Genomic DNA, 20,639 nt, shown 5'->3' on the forward strand with positions numbered 1-20,639 from the left:
GATTCCCCGGAACACTGCGAAGAGGTCCGAGCAATGTCTCCGTTGGAGGGAAGATGTCGTCTCGCCGTCAGATCCTCGGTGCTCTGGGGGCCGCCCCCGTGACCGCCGCTCTCGGCAGCACCGGCGCGCACGCCACCACCGCCGCCCCGGCGGCGGCACCGGTGACCGGTGGCGGCCGCGTCCGTCCCGCCCCGATCATCGCGGTCTCGGCGGCGGACACGCCGGAGCAGATCGTCGCCAAGGCCGCCCACGTCGTCCCCAGAAAGGGACAACTGGCCTGGCAGCGGCGGGAGATCACGGCGTTCACGCACTTCGGGATGAACACCTTCACCGACCGCGAGTGGGGATCGGGCGCCGAGGACGAGGCGACCTTCGCGCCGCCCGCCGTCGACACCGACCAGTGGATCCGCACGTACCGGGCCATGGGCGCCGAGCTGGCGATGATCACCGCCAAGCACCACGACGGGTTCACCCTCTTCCCCAGCCGCTACACGCCCCACTCGATCCGCAACAGCCCCGGCCGGCCGGACATCGTCCGCCGGTACGTGGACTCGGCCCGCGCCCACGGACTCCGGGTGGGGATCTACCTCTCTCCCTCCGACGGCTCCGAGCTGCCGCACGCCTGGCACGCCACCTGGATCGCGTCGCTGCGCGAGAAGCAGGCCCAGGGCGGGACGCTGACCTCCGTGGAGCTGACGGCGCTCGCCGACGGGGACCGCGCCCCCAGCGGCCTCGGCCGGTTCGGCAACGGCAGCGCCGTGCGCAAGCACACCCTCCCCACCCTCGTGCCGGGCGACGACCGGGCCGACGCCGTGCGGTCGGGCAAGCTGCCGACGTTCACCGTGCACGTCAACGACTACGACGCCTACTACCTGAACCTGGTCTACGAGCTGTTCACCGAGTACGGACCGCTGGACGAGTTCTGGCTGGACGGCGCCAACCCGTGGGCGGACGCCGGGATCACCCAGGAGTACCGCTTCGACGAGTGGTTCCGGGTGATCAAGGCGCTGTCGCCGGACACGGTGGTCTTCGGCGGCCCGAACGGGGTCCGCTGGGTCGGCAACGAGAGCGGGATCGGCCGCGAGACCGAGTGGAGCGTGGTCCCGACCACCGCCGACCCATGGACGTACCACGGCGAATGGCTGCTGCCGCACGGCCCGTCGGCCGCCGACATCGGCTCCCGTGCCCGGCTGACCGAGCCCGGCGTGACCCATCTGTCCTGGTTCCCCGCCGAGGCCGACGTCTCCAACCGGCCTGGCTGGTTCCACCACCCCGGCGAGCAGCCGAAGACGGCGGCCCAGCTCTTCGACCTGTACGAGAAGAGCGTCGGACACAACACGACCCTGCTGCTCAACGTGCCGCCCTCGAAGGCGGGGACCATCGACGCCGCGGACGTCACCGAACTGACCGCCTTCGGGCGGCGCGTACGGGAGGTGTACGGGCGGCCGGCGGCGAAGAACGCCGACGGGACGACCACCTTCGACCGGGTCGTGGTGCGCGAGGACATCGAACACGGGCAGCGGGTGGCGGAGTTCGCCGTGGAGGCCGAGGCCGGCGGCGCCTGGCGTCAGATCGCCGCCGGGACCACCATCGGCCACCAGCGGATCCTGCCGCTGGCCGCGCCCGTCACCGCGCGCCGCGTCCGCGTCACGGTCCTCGCCGCACGCGCGGAGCCCCGCCTGGGACGGACCACGTTGCACCGGGCGGCCGGCTGAGCCACCCGGCCGGGCACCCGCTTGCGGACGCCCGGGCGCGGGCCGGTCAGACGGAGACGGCCGAGCCCGCCGGGTCGTCCGGGCCCGGCGTCCCGGGGTGCGGGCCGAGGGAGGCGCCCTCCCACAGCAGGACCTGCCAGCCCTCGTCGGGTGAGCCGGAGAGGATTACGATGCCGGTGTTGGCGAGGGCGTGCCGCGCGGCGTAGTCGACGTCGACGTTGCCGGACCGCGCGGCCACCCAGGTGCGGATCGCGGCGCCGTGGCTGACCAGGGCCACCGTCCGCGCGCCGGACTCCGCCGCCTCGGCGACGACGGCGTCGAACCGGCCCAGCGCCTCCGTGCCGTTCTCACCGCCGGGCATCCTGCGCTCCACGTCCCCCGCCGCCCAGGCGAAGGCGGTGCGCAGGTAGAGCGCCGCGGCCTCCTCGTCGCCGCGCATCTCCAGATCCCCGGCGACCAGCTCCCGGATCCCCGCCCGTACCTGCGGCTCCAGGCCGGTCGCGGCCGCCAGCGGGGCCGCGGTGAGCTGCGTGCGCACCAGCGTGGACACGTACAGCGCGTCGATCTTCTCCGACACCAGCGCGTCCGGCAGGGCGGCGGCCTGCTCCAGGCCGAGCGAGGTCAGCCCGGGCCCCGGCTCGGCCGTGTCCAGGAGGTGCTTGAGATTGGACGGGGTCTGACCGTGCCGGATGAGCAGCAGACGCATGCGGGGGAAACCTCCTGGGCGGGTCGACGAGTGCCTTCCCACTCTGCCACTCCCCGCCCCACCCGGGTCGCGGGGCCGCGGGGCGCGGGCGGCGCCTCAGTCGCGGGCCAGCACCAGCGCCGCGTTGTGCCCGCCGAAGCCGAAGGAGGTGCTGACCGCGACGGCGGAGGAGACGGGACGGGCCCGGCCGGCGACCACGTCGATGTCGAGCGCCGGGTCCTGCTCGGTCAGGCCCGCCGTTGGCGGTACGAGGTCGGCGCGCAGGGCCAGGACGGTCAGGGCCGCCTCGATCGCACCGGCGGCGCCCAGCGTGTGGCCCAGCGCCCCCTTGGCCGAGGTGACCGGTGGCCGGTGCGGGAGGACCCGGGCCAGGACGGCGGCCTCCATCGCGTCGCCGCGCGGGGTGGACGTCCCGTGCGCGTTGACGTGGTCCACGTCGCCGGGGGCGGCCCCGGCCTCGGCGAGCGCGGCACGCAGGGCCCGTTCGGCGTGGCGCCCCTCGGGGTGCGGGGCCACCAGGTGGTGGGCGTCGCTGCTCGCGCCGTAGCCGAGGAGCCGGGCGAGGCGGGGCGCCGCGCGGGCGGCCGCGTGCGCGGGGCGCTCCAGGACCAGGGCGCCCGCCCCTTCCGCGATGACGAACCCGTCGCGGGCCGCGTCGAACGGGCGCGAGGCCCGGTCCGACAGGGCCCGCAGCTGGGCGAAGCCGGTCACCATGAGCGGTGTGACCGCCGCGTCCGCGCCGCAGACCACGGCGATGTCGCACTGGCCGGAGGCGAGCAGGTCGCGAGCCGTGCCGATAGCGGTGGCACCCGAGGCGCACGCCGTCGCGACGTTCAGAGTCGGCCCGGTCACGCCGAGGTGCAGCGAGATGGCCGCACACACCATGTTGGGCAGGTAACCGGTCAGGAAGTACGGGGAGACGCTTGTGGGGCCGTCGGCGGCGAAGCGCGCGGCGGCGCTCTGTTCCGTGTGCAGCCCGGCGACGGAGTGGCCGGTCACGACGGCGACGCGGGCCGGGTCCCACGCGGCGGGATCGAGCTTGGCCGCCTCCAGGGCCTGGGTGACGGCGGCGAGACCCATGCGGGCCGCGGGATCGAGGTGTGCGGCGCCGGGGGTGCGGGGGCGCAGTCCCTCCACGTCGGCGACGCGGCAGCTCAGGGAGGCCGGCAGGCCGTGCAGGCGCGGATCGGGCCGCGCGGTCGAGCGGCCCTCGCGCACCGCCGTCCAGGTGCTCTCCGTGTCCGGCCCGGCCGCGGTGACCAGGCCGAGGCCCGTCACCGTGACGGCGGTGTCCCACGTCATCCGGCGCGGGCCGCGTCGACGCGGGCGGCGAACTCGCCGAAGGTGAGCCCGCGCAGGTCGTCCTCGGAGGCGCTGACGCCCAGTTCGTCCTTGAGCGTGATGGCCATCTCGACCACCATCAGCGAGTCGGCGAGCAGGTCGGTCATCCGGGCGTCGGCCCGGATCGCGGCCGGGTCGACCTCGAAGCGGTCGACGAGCAGGCCGGTGATCAGATCCGCGGTCGCGGGGGACGCAGAGGTACTCATGGCGGGCCTTTCCCTGGACGCCGCCCGGAGATCGGGCGCTAGGGAGAGAGAGACCACCTCAATGGCACCTTTAGTCTTGCGGCGCCCCACTTTCAGCAGAAAGTGGGACTTTGTGACGGAAGCAACGGAAGCAACGGAAGCAACGGAAGCACCACAGGCCACGGGGGCAGCGGGGACGGCGGGCGCGGGGGACGCGTCCGCGGACCCCTGGGAATGTCTCGGCACCGACCTGGTGGAAGGCGTGCTGGCCTGGCTGGCCGACGACTACTTCCGGGCCGAGGTGTCGGGCCTGGAGCACGTGCCGGCCTCCGGACCCGCCCTCCTGGTCGCCAACCACTCCGGTGCCTGGGCGCTCGACGCCTTCGTCCTGCACCGGATCCTCCGCCGCGAACTGCGCCGGCCGGTGCACGTCTACGCCGCCGAGGTCGCCTTCCGGCTGCCGCCGCTGGCCGCGTACGCCCGCCGGCACGAGGCCTTCACCGACGATCCGACCCTGGGCCGGGACCGGCTGGCGGCCGGACACCTCGTCGCCGTGTTCCCGGAGGGCATCGGCGGGGTCGGCAAACCGTTCTCGCAGCGCTACCGGCTGCGGCCCTTCAGCCCCGGGTTCGCGGCGACCGCCGTGCGGACCGGGGCCCCGGTGGTGCCCGTGTCGGTCGTGGGCGCCGAGGAGTCGTACCCCAAACTCGGTGAGATCGGGGCGCTGGCCCGCCGGTTCGACCTGCCGTACTTCCCGCTCACCACGCTCCTGCCGCTGCCCGCGAAGTGGCGCATCAGCATCGGCGAGCCGCTCCCCGCCCCGGCCGCCGCGCCGTCCTTCGCGGCCCGCGCGGCGGCGGCCCGGCGGTTCACCGACGAGGTCCGGTGCACCGTGCAGGGCATGGTCGACCGGGACCGGCGCCGCCGTGCCTCGCCGTTCTGGTAGGCCGCCGGCCCTCAGTTCACCAGCCACTCCGCGGCCCGGCGCGCGTCGGCCGCGGCCCGGGCACACCGCTCGGCGTGGGCGAGCAGCGTCATCCGGCACTGCTCGCCGAACGCGTCGTGGTTCCAGCCCGGACGACGGGCGCAGTCGGCGAGCCGCCGGGCGTGCTCGTCCAGGCCGCGGGCGCCGGCCGCGACGAGCCCGGCGTAGCGGGCGGGGCTCTGCCCGGCGCCCGGCGGCACGTATCCGTCCGCCACCCGCCCGGCGCCGGCGACCGGCACGGCCGGTTCCGCGCCCGCGGCCGCCAGCGCGAGCCGCAGCGACGCCGGGGGCAGTTCGTCGGGGAGCGCGCCGGCGGTGAGGTCCGGGGCGAGCACGACCGGTTCGGCCTCCTGGGTCAGGGCGCGGACGAGTTCGACGGCGGCGAGGACGGCGAGTTCGGCCGCGGTGCAACGCCCGGGCGCCGCGCACAAGGCGGCCGACAGGTCGTCGTCGCCGTGCGCGTGCTCGTCGTCCAGGTCGCGCAGCCACGCGGTGGCGCAGAGGATCTCGGTGCCGGCCTCGACGGCCAGACCGTGCCAGGTGAAGGGGGTGCGCACCAGGTGCACGGTGGCGGCCAGCGGCGGATAGCGGCGCAGGGCCTCGCTCACCGCCCCCTCGGTGCGGTCGCTGGCCCGCGTCAGCGGGGCCACCGTCATGAGCGCCAGCGCCTGCGCGGCCGTGTCGGCGAGGGCCCGGGTGACGGTCTCCAGGGCGTGCTCGACGACCTCGTCCCGGGCGTCCTCGTCGCACGCGGCGGCGACCGACCCGTCCGGCCGGGCGCCATGCACGTACGGATCGAGGCGGCGGCGCAGCGCGGCCACGCGCACGGTGTGCTCGGTGCTGTCCTCGGCCCGGCCCGCGGCTTCGAGTATGGCGCTGACGAGGCTGTCGTCGGCCCCCTCGTCACCGAGGACGATCCGCCGCGCGAGACGAGCGGTGAGGGCGCACCAGTCGGCGCGCGCGACACTGCCGTCCGTGCGGCGCACGGCGAGGAGCGCGGCAGCGGCCTCGTCGGCCGCCCTGCGGATCCGGGCGCGCACCGTGGCCGGCGGGTCGGGTGGCGCGGCATGCGGGGTCAGCCGCAGCCGGCGGCCCTCGGCCGTGAGCGCGGTGACGGCGCCCCGGGCCCCGGCCTCCTCGGCGTGGGCGAGCAGACCGGCGGCGTCGTCAGAGGTCAGCGGCATCAGGAAGGTGCCGAACGCCGTACGCAGCCGGGTCGGCCCGCCCGACGAGGTGCGCCGCAGCTGGGCCAGGACCTGGCGGGTCAGGTGCCGCCGGGTGAGCGGTGTGAGCCCGAGGGCGCGCGCCGGGGCGTCGATCCAGGGGACGCGCTGCGCCGCGAGTACGGCGCTGAGCAGAGCGTTCTCCAGGGGCCAGGCCGTCGCGGGCCGGCGGGGGGCGGTGCTGGTGTCGCTGGCGGTCATGGGCCGGTCTTTCTCTGCGGAGGTGCGGGCCGGCGGCGTCACTTGTCGCGCAGCAGGTAGGGCTGGTTGGCCACGATCTCGCCGTCGTAGCGGGTGATCAGCTCGTTGACGCGGGCGCGGTGCGGGACGTCGCCGCTGCGCAGGGTGTCGGCGTAGGCCTGCGGCGCGTGGGAGAGCGGGTAGTCGTACGTCTCGTCCAGCCAGGACAGTTCCAGCCAGGTGTCGGGGACGACGTTGGCGGAGGCCGGGCCGCGTCCGTCCAGGCCCGGGATCACGTCGTGCTGGTTGACGAGGCTGATGACCTGCGTGGTGAGGTCGGCGGGGCGCTTGGTGTCGATGGGGGAGCCGATGGTGACCACGTGCGTGAGCCGGTACGTGGAGACGAAGTCCAGGTCGGCGGCGAGGTTCATGGCGGTGATGCCGCCGAGGCTGTGCCCGACGATCATCACCTCCGCGCCCTCCGGCACCCCCGCGCGCACCAGCATCTGCTTGGCGGAGCGGCTGTAGGTGGTGTCGGTGCGCAGCAGCGCGTCGAAGGCGCCGACGAGGTCCTGCGGGGTGCTGTTGCTCAGCCGCCCGAAGCTGGTGCCGGGCAGCAGCACCACGTGCCGGGTCGTGCCGTCCGCGCACGCGACGCGGCGCAGCAGGGCGAGCCCGTGGTTGCCGAGCGCGGAGATGTCGTCGATGTAGCGGACGATGTCGTTGCCGGAGCGCTCCAGGACGCGGGCCAGCATGGCGTCGGAGTCGGTGCGCTCGGCGCGGCCCGCACCCGGGTTGAGGTGCCGGATCAGCCCGGACGGCAGTCCGAACAGCGGGTCGCTGGTGGGGACACCGCCGGCCAGGGTGACCCACGCGAAGGCGTCGTTGGTCGGGTTCTCGTCCAGGAGCCCGGCCAGCGCCAGCAGCTCCATGATCACCGGGCTGATGGTGGTGAGGGTGCGGGTGACGCCGAGCAGGTCCACCAGCTCCCGGGCCGCCCGCACCACGTCGAGCCTGCGTCCGGCGACGACGGCGTCCGTGAGCCGCTTCGCGAGCGGGGCCGCCAGGTTCGGGTGCTCCCGGGCAGCGGCCTCGATACGCAGCGCGAAGGCGTCCACCGCCATCGCCACGCAGGCCGGCCGCCGCCGTGCCACGGTGCCCAGCGACCGGACCGTCTCGCCGACCACGCCGCCGTTCGCGGCGAGGCCGAGCCCCGCGGGGTTCGTCAGCGCGCGGGCCGCCGACAGCGCGGTACCGAGGGCCCAGCCGGGGCGCCGCAGCGCCTGGAGGCCGACCCGCCAGCTGCTCGCCGCGGCGGTCAGCTCCGCGCCGGTCCGCCGGGCCGCGAGCGCCGCGTCGGCGAGCAGCACCGAGGCCGCCATCAGCAGCTCGGCGTCGGTCCTGTCCTGCGGTACCTGGCGTACGGGCTGTACGGCGTGTACGGGCTGTAAGGGCGTCCGCTCACCGACCGCGTCGGCTGTCCGGGCTGTCATCCCCGCCACCTCGTTCCTGAGCGTTCCGGCGGGGCCGCCCACGCGCGGCGCCTGGCCTGTCACTTCTCAGCAGTAGAACCGGCGCCGGGCCCGTCGGCAGGGCCGCTGCCGCCGCTCGGGTGAATCACCGAGCGTGTACGCGCGTCGGGAGTGGCCGGGCGGGCGGGCCCATGTACAGCATGCCGGTGTGATCATCGGGCGAGCGGATGTGCGGGCGGCGCGGTCGAGGCGGGCGGCACGCTGGCTGCTGGCCGGTCTCCTGCTGGCCGCGGACTGCTGGGCGGCCGGGGGCTCCTCGGCCGCCGACGGCGCCGGGACGCACGGCCTCCGGCTCGTCGTCACGGTGAACACCCGGCCCGGCCTCGGCGCCCTGCACCCCGGCATTCGCACCGGCGGCACGGTCGTGAAGTCGTACCGGCTCGACAACCGCGGCGGCGCCGACCTGCGCGACGTGCGGGTACGGGACCCCGCGCTGCCGGGCGCCGCGATCCGCTGCCCCGGCGGCCGGGACACCGTGCCGCTGCTGGCCGGTATGCGCTCGGTGCGGTGCACGGCGACCGGGACAGCACGCCCCGGCGCGTGGGTCGGGGACGTACGCGCGGTCGGCCAGGTGCGTCTGCTGCGGGCCACGGTGCAAGCGAGCGCCCGCTCCGGCTACGCCGGGGTCGGCGCTGCCCTCGCCCTGACGGAGACGGCCCGCGTCACCGGACCGGGCCGGGCCGAACTGCGCTTCGTCGTGGCCAATCGCGGCAACCGGCCCGTCCACGGCGTCCGCGTCACGGAGCTCCTGCGCGGCCCGGACCGGATCACCTGCCCGGGCGGCGGCCCGGTCGTCGCCCACCTCGCCGCCGGGGCACAGGCCACCTGCACCACCCAGGTCCGGCGCCCCCCGGGGACGTACGTCAGCAGGGCACAGGCCGACGGCAGCGACCTGATCCGCACGCTCGATCCGCGGGGCCGCGCGGTACCGGCCCCCCGGCTCACGGCCCGGGCCGCCGCCCGCTTCACCCTCCGCGCCGCCCCGGCGCCGGCGAGCCCGCCCGCGGCGCACCGTCCCCCCGCGCACCGGCCCCCGGCGTCCGCGCCGTCGCACGGCCGACGGCCGGTCCCGGGCCCGCCGCGCCCCGGCCGGGTCCCGCGCATCGCCGCGCTGCTGCCCCTGCGCCCGCCACCCCCGGGCATCGCCGCCCCCGGCTACGTCCTTCCGCCCGGATCCGTCCCGCCGCCCGGCCTCGTCCTGCCGGGATCCGCCCCGCCCGGCGCCGCCGTACGCGAGGGAGCGGCCCCCGGAGCCGCCACGCGCCCGGGCGGCTCGACGGGCCGGACCGACGCGACGGGTCAGGCCGAAGGAACAGGCCCGGGGGACGGAACAGGCCCGGGGGACGGAACAGGCCCGGGGAACGGAACGGGGCCGGGGGACGGAACGGGTCCGCGCCCGTCCGGGGCCGCCCGCAGGCCCGGTGAGGCGGCGGGCCGGAAACCGGGCGGAGCCGTGCCTCCCGCCGTGCCGTCGGCACCGGCTTCAGCACCCGCGTCGGCATCCGCATCCGCGGACGAGCCGCCGGTCGCGGTGGAGCAGGAGGACCCGCGACGAAACTCCGTGCTGCGGCACTTCGTCCGGCCGGACCACACCCCCACCGGCCTCGGCGTGCTGGCCGTGCTGTTCCTCATCCTGCTGCCCGCGGCCATCGCGGCCGCGGTGTTCGGCTCCCGCCGGCTCTGACCGCGCCCCCACGGAACGGGAACCCCCGATGATCGTAAGTCTCGCCATCGTCCTCGGCGTCGCCGTGCTCGCCGCGGCGGTCGTCCTGGTCAAACACCGGTTCTGGCCGCTGGGCCCGGACGACGAACCCCGCGAGGACGTCGCCGAGTACATCTCGATGATGGTCGGCGTCCTGTACGCCCTCGTCCTGGGGCTCGCCCTGGTCTCCGTCTGGGACGCGCAGTCCAGCGCCGAGGACCACACCGCCACCGAGGCGAGCGCCGCGCACCAGATCCACCTGCTCGCCGCGGGGCTGCCCGCCGAGCGGGCCGACCGGATGCGCGGTGAGATCGAGGCGTACATCCGGCACGTCACCGAGACGGAGTGGCCCGCCATGGCCGAGCAGGCACCGCTGGGCCCGGCCGGCTGGCGCATGCTGGACGAGGTGCGGGCGACCGGCCAGGTCCCGGCCGACGCCACCCCGGCCCAGCAGGCCACGGGCCAGGAGATCCTGGCGCAGCTGAGCACCCTGGACGAGGCCCGGCGCGGCCGGGAGTCCGACGCCACGGAGTCGTTGTCCCCGGTGATCTGGTTCGGCCTGATCGTCGGCGGCGGTCTGACCATCGCCTTCATGTTCATGTTCGGCGTCCAGCGCAGCGTCACCCACGTCGTGATGGTGGCGGGCCTGTCCGCCCTCATCACCTTCACCGTGCTCCTCATCTACCAGCTCGACAGCCCCTTCGACGGGGTGTTCGCCGTCGACGCGACCCCGTTCACCCGGCACCTGTGAGGCGGCCGGGTCTGGTACGACTTGCGTCATGGACATGGGGCGCGAGGCGCGCGGGGAGAAGGACGCCATGACGGTGGAGATCATGTTCGCCCTGGTGACGGCCGCGCTGCTGGCCGCGCTGGTGTTCGGGCTCTGCCTCGCTCCGGTCCTGGCGGCCGGTGTCTCCGGGGCCGCGCGCACGGCGCTGCTGACGGTGGGAGCAGTCCTGGCCGCCGTCGCCGCAGTGGGGCGGGTCGTGCGCGTGCTGCTGCGGTTCGACCGGCACCGGCGGCTGGGTCGCTGACCCGGCGGGGCGAAGGCCCGCCGCCGGGGGCGCGCGTCAGCCCGTGCGGGTCGCGGCCGCGAGGTCGGGATGGATCGTGAAGACCTGGTCGAGGCCGACGATGCGCAGGATGCGCAGGGTGTTGGCGGGGACGGAGGCCAGGGCGATGTCCCCGCCGGCCGCGTGCGCGTGGTTGTGCGCGGCGATCAGCGCGCTGACCCCGCTGGAGTCGCAGAACGGCATCCCGGCGAGGTCCAGGACCAGGCGGCCGCCGGGCCGCACGACGACCGAGGGCAGCAGCGCGCGCAGCTGGGGGGCGGTGTCGTGGTCGAGGTCGCCGGCGATTCTCAGGACGGGACCGCTCGCGCCGTCTTCGGCGCTGATGCTCAACGGGCTCATGGCGTGTTCTTCGCTGTCGGAGCGGGTGCGGGGACGGGTGCGGACGCGGGCACGCCCAGCGCGAGCAGGGCGGTGTCGTCGTCGAGACCCGCGCCGAGTCCGCTCAGCAGACCGCTGAGCGCGGCGATGAGGGCCTCGGCGGGGCCGGCGTGCTCGGCGGCGAAGTCGCGCAGCGCCCGGTCCCCGAAGAGGGTCGAGCGGTCGGGGCCCGTGCGGGCCTCGGTCACGCCGTCGGTGTAGAGCAGGAGCGTGTCGCCCGGCGCGAGCGTGGTCGTCGCGGTGGTGAAGCGCGGGTCGGGCAGGGCGCCGACGAGCAGGCCGCCGGGGGTGTGCAGGAAGCCGGCGCCGCCGGCGCCGCGCAGCACGAGCGCCGGCGGATGGCCGCCGGAGGCGAGCCGTACGGCGACGTGACCCGTCCGCGGATCGGGGTCCAGGACGCCGAAGATGGCGGTGCAGAAGCGCGGGTCGACGCTGGAGTACCGATCGTGCAGGACCTGGTTGAGCGTCGTCAGAGCGGCCACCGGGTCCGCGTCGTGCAGGGCGGCGGCCCGCAACGTGTACCGGGTCAGCGAGGTCACCGCGGCCGCCTCGGGGCCCTTGCCGCAGACGTCACCGAGGAAGAAGCCGAAGCGCCTGCCGTCCAGCGGGAAGACGTCGTAGAAGTCGCCGCCGAGCCGGTCGGGGGAGGCCGTGTGGTAGTAGCCGGCCGCCTCCATCCCCGGTATCTCCGGCAGCGACGCGGGCAGCAGCGACTGCTGGAGCACGGCCAGCGCCTGTTGCAGCCGGGCCCGGTCGGCGCGGGCCTGCCGCGCCGACTCCTCGGCGGCCTTGCGGCTGCGCAGCAGCTCCGTCTCGTAGGCACGCCGGTCGGTGGCGTCGAAGACGGTGATGCGGGTCAGCAGGGGAGTGCCGGTGCTGCCGTACTTCACGACGCCGGAGACCAGCACCGGCAGGCGGTCGCCGTCGGCCTGCTTGAGTTCGAGGGCCACGCCGCTGATCTCACCCCGCATGCGCAGCAGCGGCGCGAAGTGCGTCTCGTGGTACAGCCGGCCGCCCACCGGCAGCAGGTCCGCGAACCGCACCTGGCCGACCACCGCGTCCCGGTCGAGCCCCAGCCAGTCCAGCAGGGTGTCGTTGAGCTTGACGATGGTGCCGTCCATCAGTGTCGACAGATACCCGCACGGCGCGTGGTCGTACAGGTCCTCGGGGCTGTCCTCCAGCAGTTCGGCGAAGCTCGCGGCCGCGGCCGTCCCGCCGCCGGTCTCCTCGGGGCCGGACCCGGTGCGGCTCATCACGGCAGCGTCGCCAGGAACTCGGTGAGCGCCGTGTTCGTCGCCTCGGGCGCGGACAGGTGCGGGCAGTGCCCGGTCGCGTCGAGCGTGACCAGCGTCGAGCCGGGGATCGCCTCGTGCACGAAGGCACCGACCTCACGCGGAGCGATGGCGTCCTGCGTGCACTCCAGGATCAGGGTCGGCACCCGTACGCCCTTGAGGTCGTCGCGGGTGTCCGAGAGGAAGGTGGTCCGCGCGAACACGTGCGCCATCTCCGGGTCGGTGGCGCAGAAACTCCGCGTCAGCTCGGAGCCGAGTTCGGGCCGCTCGGGGTTGCCCATGATCAGCGGGGCCATCGCCGCGGACCAGCCGAGGTAGTTCGCCTCCAGGGAGTCCAGCAGCTCCGCGATGTCGTCCTCGCTGAAGCCGCCCCGGTACCCCTCGTCGTCGATGTACCGCGGGGACGGCGCGACCATGACGAGCGCCCCGATACGCTCGGGCGCCCGCGCCGCGGCCAGCACCCCCACCATCGAGCTGACCGAGTGGCCCACGAAGACCGCGTCGCGCAGGTCGAGCCGCTCGCAGACCTCCACGACGTCCCGCGCGTAGCCCTCCAGCGAGCCGTAGCGCTCGGCCGAGAACGCCGACAGGTCCGAGCCGCCCGCGCCGACGTAGTCGAAGAGCACCACCCGGTGGTCCCGCTCCAGCGCGGGCACCGTCAGCCGCCACATGTTCTGGTCACAGCCGAAGCCGTGCGCCAGCACCACGGTCCGGCCCTCGGGGTTCCCGGTCACGGTGACGTTGTTCCTGCGCAGGATGTCCATGCACCCCATGATCTCAGCTTCGCCGGACCCCGCAGCCAGTGGCCCCTGTTTGTCGCCCGGGGCCACGGGCAGGCGGATGTCAGTGCTTGGGACCACAGGCGCATCTGTGGGAGGCACTGTGCCCGGATGCGGGGCCCGCTGCTTCTCCACCGTCACCTGGCCGGAAGCAGCGAAGAGGAGGACATCCTGATGGCCGTACGCCGACTGCACGATGACGCGCCCGAGACCGCCGAGGTCTTCCACCGGCTCGCGGCCGCTCCCGAAGGACCCGAACGCGACCTGCTCGTCCAGGAGTTGGTCGAGGCGTGGCTGCCGATGGCCCATCGCCTGGCCACGAAGTTCCGCAACCGGGGCGAGAACCTGGAGGACCTCAAGCAGGTCGCCGCGATGGGCCTGCTCAAGGCCGTCGACCGGTACGACCCGGCCCGTGGCGCCTTCGAGTCCTACGCGGTGCCCACCGTCACCGGCGAGCTGCGCCGCCACTTCCGGGACCACACCTGGGACGTCCGGGTCCCGCGCCGGGTGCAGGACCTGCGCAACAAGGTCCGGGTCGCGCGCCGCGACGTCATGGACCGCCCCGGGCACGCCGGGGAGCCGGGCATGGACGAGATCGCCGCGCAGGCCGGGCTGACCCCGGAGGAGGTGCGCGACGGGCTGGAGGCGCTGGAGAGCTACAGCACCCTGTCCCTGGACGCCGAGACCGCCACCGGGACCGGCCCCGACGGCCTCAGCCTCGCCGACACCCTCGGCGAGACGGAACCCGGCTACGACGTCATAGCCGACCGGGAAGCCGCCAAGGAGGGCCTGCGCGCCCTGCCCGAACGCGAACGGACGATCCTCTACCTGCGCTACTTCGAGGACATGACACAGGCAGGGATAGCCGAGCGCGTCGGCATCAGCCAGATGCACGTCTCCCGCCTCATCAGCCGCAGCTGCGCCCAGGTCCGCGAGCACGCCAACCGCGAGCCCCTCCAGCAGCAGGCCGCCTGACGGAGGAACTCGCGGTCGGTACGCGCCCTAACCGGCGCCCGCGCCCTCGGCGTCATCGTCCTGCGGGACGTGCACGTCGAAGACGTTGATGTCGATGGCGCTTACGTCGAGTCCGGTCATCGTCTCGACGGCGTCGATGACGCGGGACCGGACCTGATCCGCGAGTTCGTGGATGAGTTCGCCGTACTCGACCTCGATGTCGACGCCGATCGACACGGTCTGCTCGTCCCGCTCCACCTTGACCGAGTGCCCGGGGTCCGTCGAGCCGGGCATCCGGTTCTTGACCGCGCCCAGGGCCTTCGCCGCGCCCTTGCCGACCGCGCGGACGCCATCGGTCTCCCGGACCGCGATGCCCGCGATGGTGGCCACCACGCCGTCGGCGATGGTGGTGGTGCCACGGGTGCCGCTCCCCGGCCGCTGGGTCCGGGATGTCGTCGTGCTGCCGGTTCCGATTCCGATGTCGGTCATGGCCGCCTCACAAAGAGTTCGCCGGCACGGACGGGGGCGCCCGCCCGTGTAGGTCCCCCTCCTCACTCTGCGCCCGCCCGTACCGATCTGCCATTCGAGTGAGGAGCGTCCCGGCGCGGGGCCTCGCGCGGCCTGCCTCAGTCGCGGGGGAGGAGCGAGCCGAGCGGTCCGAGGTCCAGGTTGAGGTCCTCCGGGCTCAGCCCGTGCTGGTCGCACAGCTCCCGCATCCGCTCGTCGAGCAGCATCAGCGTGGTACCGATCTCCTCCACCTGCGCGTCGCTCAGGCCGCCCTGCTCGACCCGGCGGATCGCCTGCCGCTCCATCAACTGGCGCAGCAGCTCCACCACGGTCAGCACCAGGGCCACCAGATCATGGCCCATCTTCTCGCTGTCGAGGTCGACCCGGGAGCCCGTCACAAGGGGCCTCCGTCCGCCCACGGCGCGGGCACGCGCTCGTTGACCGAGGAGAGCAGCGCGTGCAGCGACAGCCGGACGAGAGGCACGTCCGCGATGGCGATGACGAGGTCGCCGCTGACCACCACCCCGGTGGCCAGCACCCGGTCCAACAGATCGACGAGCGGCACCCCGAGCGGCCCGCTCAGCGGTTCCGGACTGTCCCACGGCACGACTTCTCGCTCCACGCCTCCACCTTCTGATCGTCCTCCGCCTACGTCCTCGCGTCCGTAAGCCCGTACGCCTCCCGCGCGCCCGCTCCTGACTACGCCTCGCCCACGAACGAGTAGGGGACCCAGGGGCCGGACAACTCGATCTGCGCGTCCGTGCGTTCCCGCAGTGCCTCCACCGCCCGCCGGAGCGCGTCGGCCCGGTCCGCGGCCACCAGATACGTCGCATTCAGTACATGGACGCGCTGCTCACCCGCGAGCGCCGCGCCATGGGTGCGGAGCCGGCGGGACGCGGCGGCCAGGCCGCGCAGCTCGGCGTCGACGGACTCCGCGACGCTCAGCGCCTCGGCGCGGCTCTGCTCCCGCCGGTCGTGGACCCCGCGCTTGCGGTTCAGGTAGGCGAGCCCGGCGCCCGGCGCGGGCGGGCCCGGGCGGGCCGGCGCGGCGGCGACCCGCGGCTCCGGCGGCGCCGTGGACCGGTACACCTTCACGCCCCACTCCGCGTGGTGCGCGATGCGCCGCAGCGCGCCATGGAAGCGCGCCGCCTCGTCGTCGAGGACACCGCGGACCCGCTCGTCGTCGTGGTAGAGGGTGGCGAGCGGCAGCGGGACCGCGGGTCCGAGGGCCGCCGCCGCGGACACCACTTCATGGTGGGCCCGCGCGTACCGCTCGATCTCCTGACGATCCGCCAGCCGGGTCTGCCAGACCTCGTCGGTGAAGTCGGCGGCCGGCACGGTCTGGACCACGGCCGCGAGCGCACCGGAGGCGACGAGCCGCACCCGCCCACCGCCGGGCATGCCCGGCAGGCCGGTGAGATCGGCGGTCTGGACGGCGCGGGTGTCGCGGCACACGGCGAAGACATAGGCCGCGTCGGAGCCGGGGCCCTGTCCGGCGGGTCCGGGGTGTGTCATGACTGCCCGCGCTCCTCTTCCAGGGCCTCGATCCGGTCGCGCAGCTCGCGGTTCTCGTCCTCCAGGGCGCTGCGCCCCGCCCGCGAACTCAGCGCCGGGTCGGTCTCCCACCAGTCGATGCCCGCCTTCTTCGCGGTGTCGACGGAGGCGACGAAGAGGCGCAGCCGGATGGTGAGCAGTTCGATGTCGAGGAGGTCGATCTTGATGTCCCCGGCGATCACGATCCCTTTGTCCAGCACCCGTTCGAGGATGTCGGCCAGGTTCGTGGTGGCCGGGCCGGGCACCGGCCGGTGCGGTGCCCCCAGATCGAGGTCGGTCACCGCGACGCCCCCGCCCGGCGCCTGCGGCCCGAACGGCGCGAGGCCGGCTCCTCCTCCTCGTCCGGCTCCTCCTCTTCCTCGTCCTCCTCGTCCTCCTCCTCGCCGTCCTCTACGTCGTCGTCCTCGTCCGCGTAGTCATCCGCATCCTCGTCCTCGTCCTCCTCGTCGTCCTCGTCCTCGCTGTCCTCGTCGTCGTAGCTGTCGTCGTAGCCGTCGTCGCTCTCGTCCGACGCGTCGTCCTGCCCGTCGTCCTGGTTCTCGGCGTCCTCCGCCTCCTCCTGTTCGACGGCGTCTTCGTGGGAGAGGACGACCTCGCCGTCGCGGATCTCGCCGCGCCAGCCTTCCGGCTCGTCCTCCGTGAGCGTCACGTACCGCTGGAAGTGCTTGAAGTCCAGGCGCATGCGGCGGCCCTGGGCGCGCCAGAGATTGCCCGTCTTCTCGAAGAACCCGGCCGGGTAGTACTCCACGACCAGCACGATCCGGGTCAGCGTCGGCGCCAGCTCGTGGAAGCTGACCGCGCCGTGGGTGGTGCCCTTCGCGCCCTCGGAGGTCCACACGATCCGGTCGTCGGGGATCTGCTCCTGCACCGTGGCCTTGAAGCTGCGCGAGGAGGGACCGACCTTGACCTTCCAGTCGCTCTGCGTCTCGTCGCTCTTGGACACGTCGCGCACGCCCTTGGCGAAGCCGCTGAACTGGTCGTACTGCGTCCACGCGTCATAGGCGGTCCGCAACGGCACACCGACGTCGAGGACTTCGATGATGTTCATGACCTTGGTGTCACCGGACTTGCGCTTGCCCTTGCCGCCGCCACCGCCACCGAAGGCTTCCTTCGCCTTGTCCACCACGGTGTCCTTGGCTCCTTTGGCCTTGCCCGAGATCAGCGCCTTGACGGGGGACTCGCCCTGGAGCACGCGCGAACCGATGGAGGCCAGTGAGCCGCCGTTCTCGGCCGCGTCGGTCAACTTGTCGGTGAGCCCGGTGAGTTTGTCGCCCGCCTTGTCGGCCAGGCTCTGCACCTGGGCGCCGGCGAACTTCGACAGCTCGTCCTTCAGGCGGCCGATCCCGGACTCCTCGGAGCCCGCGGACTCGTCCTTGTCGTTCTCTGCCATGACCTCTACCTCCGCCGATCGGCGCGCCGGGGGGCCGCGCGCTTCGCTGACGCCGACTTCTTGGCGGCCGTCCTGCCCGTCGACTTCTTCGCGGGTGCCGTCTTCTTGGCCGCGGACTTCTTCGCGGGTGACTTCTTCGCCGCCGCCTTCTTGGCGGGAGCCGACTTTCCGGCCGCGGTCTTCTTGGCCGCCGACTTCTTCGCCGGAGCGGTCTTCTTCGCGGCCGCCTTCTTCGCCGAGGCGGACTTCGTGGCCGGGGCGGACTTCTTCGCCGCGGGGGCCTTGCCGGCCGGGGACGCCTTCTTGGCCGGCGCCGGCTTCTTCGCTGCGGCCGCCTTCTTGGCCGGGGCCGCTTTCTTGGCGGGCGCCGACTTTTTCGCGGGCGCCGCTTTCTTGGCCGGGGCCGCCTTCTTCGCCTGGGACGACTTCCGGGACGGAGCCGCGTTCCTGGCGGGAGACGACTTCTTCGCCGGGGCCTTGTCCCGCCGGGACGACCGGGTGGGCCGCTCCGGCGCCCGGGACTTCTTCGCGGGCGAGGGCGGGGTGCTCGGCCGCCGACGCCGTGGCGCGGGCGGCTGCTCCTCCTCGGGCTCGTCCTCCTGTTCCTCCTCGTCGTCCTCGTCGGTGTCGTCCTCGTCGTCTTCGGGCCGGTCCTCGTCCTCTTCGTCGTCCTCGTCGAAGCCGTCCTCGAACTCGCCCTCGTCGTCGTCCTCTTCGTCGTCCTCGTCCTCGCCCCCGTCCAGGGCCGCGTCTTCGTACTCCCGGTCCTCGTACGGCGCGTCCTCGTCCTCGGCGTCCTCCCCGTCGCCGTCGCCGTCGTCCTCGTACTCTTCTTCTTCGTCCTCGTAGCCGTCGTCGTCCTGGCCGTCCTCGTCGTCCCGGCCGTCCTGGTCGTCGGAGTCCGAGGCGCCGGAGAGGCGGGCCGTGCGATCGCCGATGGCGTCCGCGAGGGAGTTCATGCCGCGGTTGGCGGCGGCCGTCACCGCCTGGCGGCCGGCGTCGAGCACCTCGCCCCGGAGCTGCTCCTGCAACGCGGCGACCTGGGGGACCTCGCCGAGCTTGCGCGCGCCGAGAGCCGCCAGCTGGCGGGGTTCGAGCGCGAACCGCCGGCCCGCCAGATAGGTCGCGACGCTCAGGGCCAGCCGGCCCTTCTTGGTCCGGCCCAGCACATATCCGCCGACGACGGCGGTAGCGAGCGCCACTTTGCTCTGGTCGTCCATGCCTGTCACCTTCTGTTTGTCGGCAGCGGGCCGGTCTGCGCGGCGTACAGCCGGTCGAGCAGCCGCTCTTCTTCCGGTTCGAACTCGGCCAGGGAGATGAGTCCCTCGTCCAGGTCGCGGTTGAGCGCGGCGAGCTGGGCGCGCACCACGCCGGGGTCGTACAGCTCGCGCTCCGCGGCGTCCTGGAGCCGTTCGGCGATCCAGACGACGCCACGGGCCGGGGCGAGCGGGAGCAGCAGCAGCCCGGAGACCAGTCCCACGGTCAGGCTCCGCCGAGCGCGGCCGACGGGGCCGGCGGGCGGGTGTCCACGAAGCTGTAGCAGGGGAGCGGGCCCGCAAGGCGCAGCTCCACGTGCTCCTGGTGCGCGGCGGCGAACCGCTCGGCGGTGGCGCGGAACCGTTCGGTGTCCGCCCGCGCCACCAGGAACGACACGTTGAGCGCGCACCCTTGGACGTCGGGGCCGGTGGCGGCCGCGCGCGCCATCGAGGCGAGGCTCTGCAGGGCCCGCCGTCCGGCCTCGGCCGCCCGGCGGGACAGGGCGGTGGCGACGGCTTCGCCCAGCCGCACATCGGCCTCGTAACCGGGGCGCCGGCGGGCCGCGTCGCGCAGCCGCCGCACGGTCGCGTCGCCGGTGACCAGGGCGGCCAGCGCGTCCCGGGCCGGCATGGCCTTGATGTTGATCTCCACGTGGCCCGCGAGCCGCTCCAGCGTGGCGAGATGATCCGCCTCGGCCGCGGTCAGCCGCTCGCGCAACGTCTGCTCGTCCGGGGTCACCGCGCCGAAGCGCATGGGCAGCACCGGGCCCGTCTCGGCGAGCGCCGTCAACAGGTTCTGGTGGGCCATGAGATCGCGGCGCCGGGCGCGCAGCGGGGCCGGGGCGGCGCTGACGACGGCGGCGAGCGGACCCGCGCCGACCGTGCGCACGGCGCCGGGCGGGCTGCCCACACCCTCGGCGCCCGCGGGCAGCGGCGTGCCGGCGGGGACGACCGCGTAGACGTACAGGGGGTCCGTCGCCACGCTCATGCCTCCGCCCTGCGGCGTCGCGTGCTGCTGCTGCCACTGCGCGAGGGCGAGCGGCGCTTCTTCGGACGCTCCTGCTGCTCGTCGTCGCCGTCGTCTGCGTAGTCGTCGTCGTCGGCGTGATCCTCGCCGCCCCCGACCACCTTGCGGACGGTGTCACCGACGGACTCCGCGGCACTGCGCACCTTGCGCTTGCCGATCTTCTTGGCGGCACCGCCGCCGATCAGCTCGGGCACGGTGGTGCTGCCGGAGTCCCGTTCGAGGTCGAGGCGGTTGCACGCCTCCGCGAAGCGCAGATACGTGTCCACGCTCGCCACGACTATGCGTGCGTCGATCTTGAGGATCTCGATGCCGACCAGGGAGACCCGTACGAAGACGTCGATCACCATGCCCCGGTCGAGGATGAGTTCGAGCACGTCGTAGAGCGTGCCCGCGCGGGGCGGGCAGGGGGCGATCTCGTCGGCGTAGGTCGTGGTCGTCATCGGAGTCCTTCCGGTGGTCGTACGCGGGGGACGTACGGAGGGTCACTCGTCGGCGGCGCCGCGCCGGTAGCGGCGGAGGCGGCGGTACTCCAGGAGTTCACCGTCCAGGTCGAGCCGGACCTCGTAGGAGGCGAGCAGGCTCGTCGTGTCCGGGATGCGGGCGACCTCGAGGACGTCCACGACGACGCACCAGCCGCCGTCGTCGCCGCGCCGCACGGCCGACACGCCTTCGGTGCGGTGGCCGATCAGCCCTTCGAGGCTCTGGCAGGCGGCGCGGGCGGCGGACGCGGGGCCCTTCTTGGGCGCCGTCCTTCGCCGGGTCGCCGTCGAGGAGCCCCCGGCGCGTGCTGAACGTTGGTCTGCCATGCCCACAAGTCTTGTCATCGTGCGGCGCGCCGCATCTTGGGAGAGCCACACGAA

Annotated in this window: 25 protein-coding genes; 6 read left to right on the forward strand and 19 right to left on the reverse strand. The window is 74.2% G+C overall.

The features are described from left to right. Window positions 1-53: 53 nt before the first annotated feature. Window positions 54-1,715, forward strand: a complete 1,662-nt coding sequence (locus ABZY33_RS08530; protein WP_356490743.1) for an alpha-L-fucosidase — start codon at window positions 54-56, stop codon at window positions 1,713-1,715. A gap of 46 nt (window positions 1,716-1,761) precedes the next feature. On the opposite strand, the gene ABZY33_RS08535 is transcribed toward ABZY33_RS08530, so the two are convergent. From ABZY33_RS08535 to ABZY33_RS08545, 3 genes are all read right to left on the reverse strand, one after another. Beyond that, window positions 1,762-2,421, reverse strand: a complete 660-nt coding sequence (locus tag ABZY33_RS08535) for a histidine phosphatase family protein (protein ID WP_356490744.1) — start codon at window positions 2,419-2,421, stop codon at window positions 1,762-1,764. 96 nt (window positions 2,422-2,517) lie between these two features. Further along, complete coding sequence (locus ABZY33_RS08540) at window positions 2,518-3,723, reverse strand: beta-ketoacyl-[acyl-carrier-protein] synthase family protein (RefSeq protein WP_356490745.1); 1,206 nt, start codon at window positions 3,721-3,723, stop codon at window positions 2,518-2,520. Continuing rightward, the gene (locus tag ABZY33_RS08545) at window positions 3,720-3,968 is read right to left on the reverse strand and encodes a phosphopantetheine-binding protein (protein WP_356490746.1); all 249 of its coding nucleotides are present in this window, start codon (window positions 3,966-3,968) and stop codon (window positions 3,720-3,722) included. The genes ABZY33_RS08540 and ABZY33_RS08545 overlap by 4 nt, the downstream gene beginning before the upstream one ends. Window positions 3,969-4,080: 112 nt before the next feature. Between ABZY33_RS08545 and ABZY33_RS08550 the strand changes: the two genes are divergently transcribed. Then, window positions 4,081-4,893 carry a 1-acyl-sn-glycerol-3-phosphate acyltransferase gene (locus ABZY33_RS08550; protein ID WP_356490747.1) on the forward strand — a complete coding sequence of 271 codons (813 nt, stop codon included), beginning with the start codon at window positions 4,081-4,083 and terminating at the stop codon, window positions 4,891-4,893. 11 nt (window positions 4,894-4,904) lie between these two features. Here the strand turns inward: ABZY33_RS08550 and ABZY33_RS08555 are convergent, their stop codons facing one another. Both ABZY33_RS08555 and ABZY33_RS08560 read right to left on the reverse strand, forming a co-directional pair. After that, window positions 4,905-6,356 (reverse strand): hypothetical protein, encoded by a 1,452-nt coding sequence (locus ABZY33_RS08555; RefSeq protein WP_356490748.1) that lies wholly within the window; start codon window positions 6,354-6,356, stop codon window positions 4,905-4,907. Window positions 6,357-6,394: 38 nt separating this feature from the next. Continuing rightward, window positions 6,395-7,828, reverse strand: a complete 1,434-nt coding sequence (locus ABZY33_RS08560; protein ID WP_356490749.1) for a lipase family protein — start codon at window positions 7,826-7,828, stop codon at window positions 6,395-6,397. 187 nt (window positions 7,829-8,015) lie between these two features. Between ABZY33_RS08560 and ABZY33_RS08565 the strand changes: the two genes are divergently transcribed. The 3 genes from ABZY33_RS08565 to ABZY33_RS08575 are packed head-to-tail and all read left to right on the forward strand — an operon-like array spanning window position 8,016 to window position 10,603. Then, window positions 8,016-9,551 (forward strand): hypothetical protein, encoded by a 1,536-nt coding sequence (locus ABZY33_RS08565; protein WP_356490750.1) that lies wholly within the window; start codon window positions 8,016-8,018, stop codon window positions 9,549-9,551. 28 nt (window positions 9,552-9,579) lie between these two features. Then, entirely contained in the window at window positions 9,580-10,320 is a 741-nt protein-coding gene (locus tag ABZY33_RS08570) for a DUF4239 domain-containing protein (protein WP_356490751.1), read from the forward strand. Window positions 10,321-10,348: 28 nt separating this feature from the next. Further along, on the forward strand, window positions 10,349-10,603 hold the full coding sequence (locus tag ABZY33_RS08575) for a DUF6332 family protein (RefSeq protein WP_356490752.1): 255 nt from the start codon (window positions 10,349-10,351) through the stop codon (window positions 10,601-10,603). A 36-nt stretch (window positions 10,604-10,639) separates the two neighbouring features. On the opposite strand, the gene ABZY33_RS08580 is transcribed toward ABZY33_RS08575, so the two are convergent. From ABZY33_RS08580 to ABZY33_RS08590, 3 genes are read right to left on the reverse strand one after another with little or no spacing between them, the layout of a single operon-like run. Next, complete coding sequence (locus ABZY33_RS08580) at window positions 10,640-10,981, reverse strand: STAS domain-containing protein (protein ID WP_356490753.1); 342 nt, start codon at window positions 10,979-10,981, stop codon at window positions 10,640-10,642. Further along, complete coding sequence (locus tag ABZY33_RS08585; RefSeq protein WP_356490754.1) at window positions 10,978-12,273, reverse strand: SpoIIE family protein phosphatase; 1,296 nt, start codon at window positions 12,271-12,273, stop codon at window positions 10,978-10,980. The genes ABZY33_RS08580 and ABZY33_RS08585 overlap by 4 nt, the downstream gene beginning before the upstream one ends. Beyond that, window positions 12,273-13,076: an alpha/beta hydrolase gene (locus tag ABZY33_RS08590; RefSeq protein WP_356490755.1), complete on the reverse strand. Its 804-nt coding sequence runs from the start codon at window positions 13,074-13,076 to the stop codon at window positions 12,273-12,275. The genes ABZY33_RS08585 and ABZY33_RS08590 overlap by 1 nt, the downstream gene beginning before the upstream one ends. A gap of 189 nt (window positions 13,077-13,265) precedes the next feature. Here ABZY33_RS08590 and ABZY33_RS08595 point away from each other — a divergent pair, with 189 nt between their 5' ends. Continuing rightward, a complete protein-coding gene (locus ABZY33_RS08595) occupies window positions 13,266-14,066 on the forward strand; it encodes a SigB/SigF/SigG family RNA polymerase sigma factor (RefSeq protein ID WP_356490756.1) in 801 nt (266 codons plus the stop codon). Between the two features lie 27 nt (window positions 14,067-14,093). Here the strand turns inward: ABZY33_RS08595 and ABZY33_RS08600 are convergent, their stop codons facing one another. The 11 genes from ABZY33_RS08600 to ABZY33_RS08650 all read right to left on the reverse strand — a co-directional run bounded on the left by ABZY33_RS08600 (window position 14,094) and on the right by ABZY33_RS08650 (window position 20,585). Continuing rightward, window positions 14,094-14,534, reverse strand: a complete 441-nt coding sequence (locus ABZY33_RS08600; RefSeq protein WP_356490757.1) for an Asp23/Gls24 family envelope stress response protein — start codon at window positions 14,532-14,534, stop codon at window positions 14,094-14,096. A gap of 137 nt (window positions 14,535-14,671) precedes the next feature. Continuing rightward, a complete protein-coding gene (locus ABZY33_RS08605; protein WP_356490758.1) occupies window positions 14,672-14,950 on the reverse strand; it encodes a gas vesicle protein K in 279 nt (92 codons plus the stop codon). Then, complete coding sequence (locus ABZY33_RS08610; RefSeq protein WP_356490759.1) at window positions 14,947-15,174, reverse strand: gas vesicle protein; 228 nt, start codon at window positions 15,172-15,174, stop codon at window positions 14,947-14,949. Before ABZY33_RS08610 ends, ABZY33_RS08605 begins: the two co-directional genes overlap by 4 nt. Window positions 15,175-15,251: 77 nt before the next feature. Further along, window positions 15,252-16,067, reverse strand: a complete 816-nt coding sequence (locus tag ABZY33_RS08615; protein WP_356490760.1) for a GvpL/GvpF family gas vesicle protein — start codon at window positions 16,065-16,067, stop codon at window positions 15,252-15,254. Continuing rightward, window positions 16,064-16,387 (reverse strand): gas vesicle protein, encoded by a 324-nt coding sequence (locus ABZY33_RS08620; protein ID WP_356490761.1) that lies wholly within the window; start codon window positions 16,385-16,387, stop codon window positions 16,064-16,066. The genes ABZY33_RS08615 and ABZY33_RS08620 overlap by 4 nt, the downstream gene beginning before the upstream one ends. Continuing rightward, window positions 16,384-17,496 (reverse strand): SRPBCC family protein, encoded by a 1,113-nt coding sequence (locus ABZY33_RS08625; RefSeq protein WP_356490762.1) that lies wholly within the window; start codon window positions 17,494-17,496, stop codon window positions 16,384-16,386. Before ABZY33_RS08625 ends, ABZY33_RS08620 begins: the two co-directional genes overlap by 4 nt. 5 nt (window positions 17,497-17,501) lie before the next feature. Next, the gene (locus ABZY33_RS08630) at window positions 17,502-18,716 is read right to left on the reverse strand and encodes a histone protein (protein ID WP_356490763.1); all 1,215 of its coding nucleotides are present in this window, start codon (window positions 18,714-18,716) and stop codon (window positions 17,502-17,504) included. 5 nt (window positions 18,717-18,721) lie between these two features. Further along, a complete protein-coding gene (locus ABZY33_RS08635) occupies window positions 18,722-18,976 on the reverse strand; it encodes a gas vesicle protein GvpG (RefSeq protein ID WP_356490764.1) in 255 nt (84 codons plus the stop codon). 2 nt (window positions 18,977-18,978) lie between these two features. After that, a complete protein-coding gene (locus ABZY33_RS08640; RefSeq protein ID WP_356490783.1) occupies window positions 18,979-19,734 on the reverse strand; it encodes a GvpL/GvpF family gas vesicle protein in 756 nt (251 codons plus the stop codon). 2 nt (window positions 19,735-19,736) lie between these two features. Then, window positions 19,737-20,219: a gas vesicle protein GvpJ gene (gene gvpJ, locus ABZY33_RS08645; RefSeq protein ID WP_356490765.1), complete on the reverse strand. Its 483-nt coding sequence runs from the start codon at window positions 20,217-20,219 to the stop codon at window positions 19,737-19,739. Between the two features lie 42 nt (window positions 20,220-20,261). Continuing rightward, the gene (locus tag ABZY33_RS08650) at window positions 20,262-20,585 is read right to left on the reverse strand and encodes a gas vesicle protein (protein ID WP_356490766.1); all 324 of its coding nucleotides are present in this window, start codon (window positions 20,583-20,585) and stop codon (window positions 20,262-20,264) included. Between the last annotated feature and the right edge of the window lie 54 nt (window positions 20,586-20,639).

Source organism: Streptomyces sp. NPDC006552, assembly GCF_040611655.1.
GTDB lineage: Bacteria > Actinomycetota > Actinomycetes > Streptomycetales > Streptomycetaceae > Streptomyces.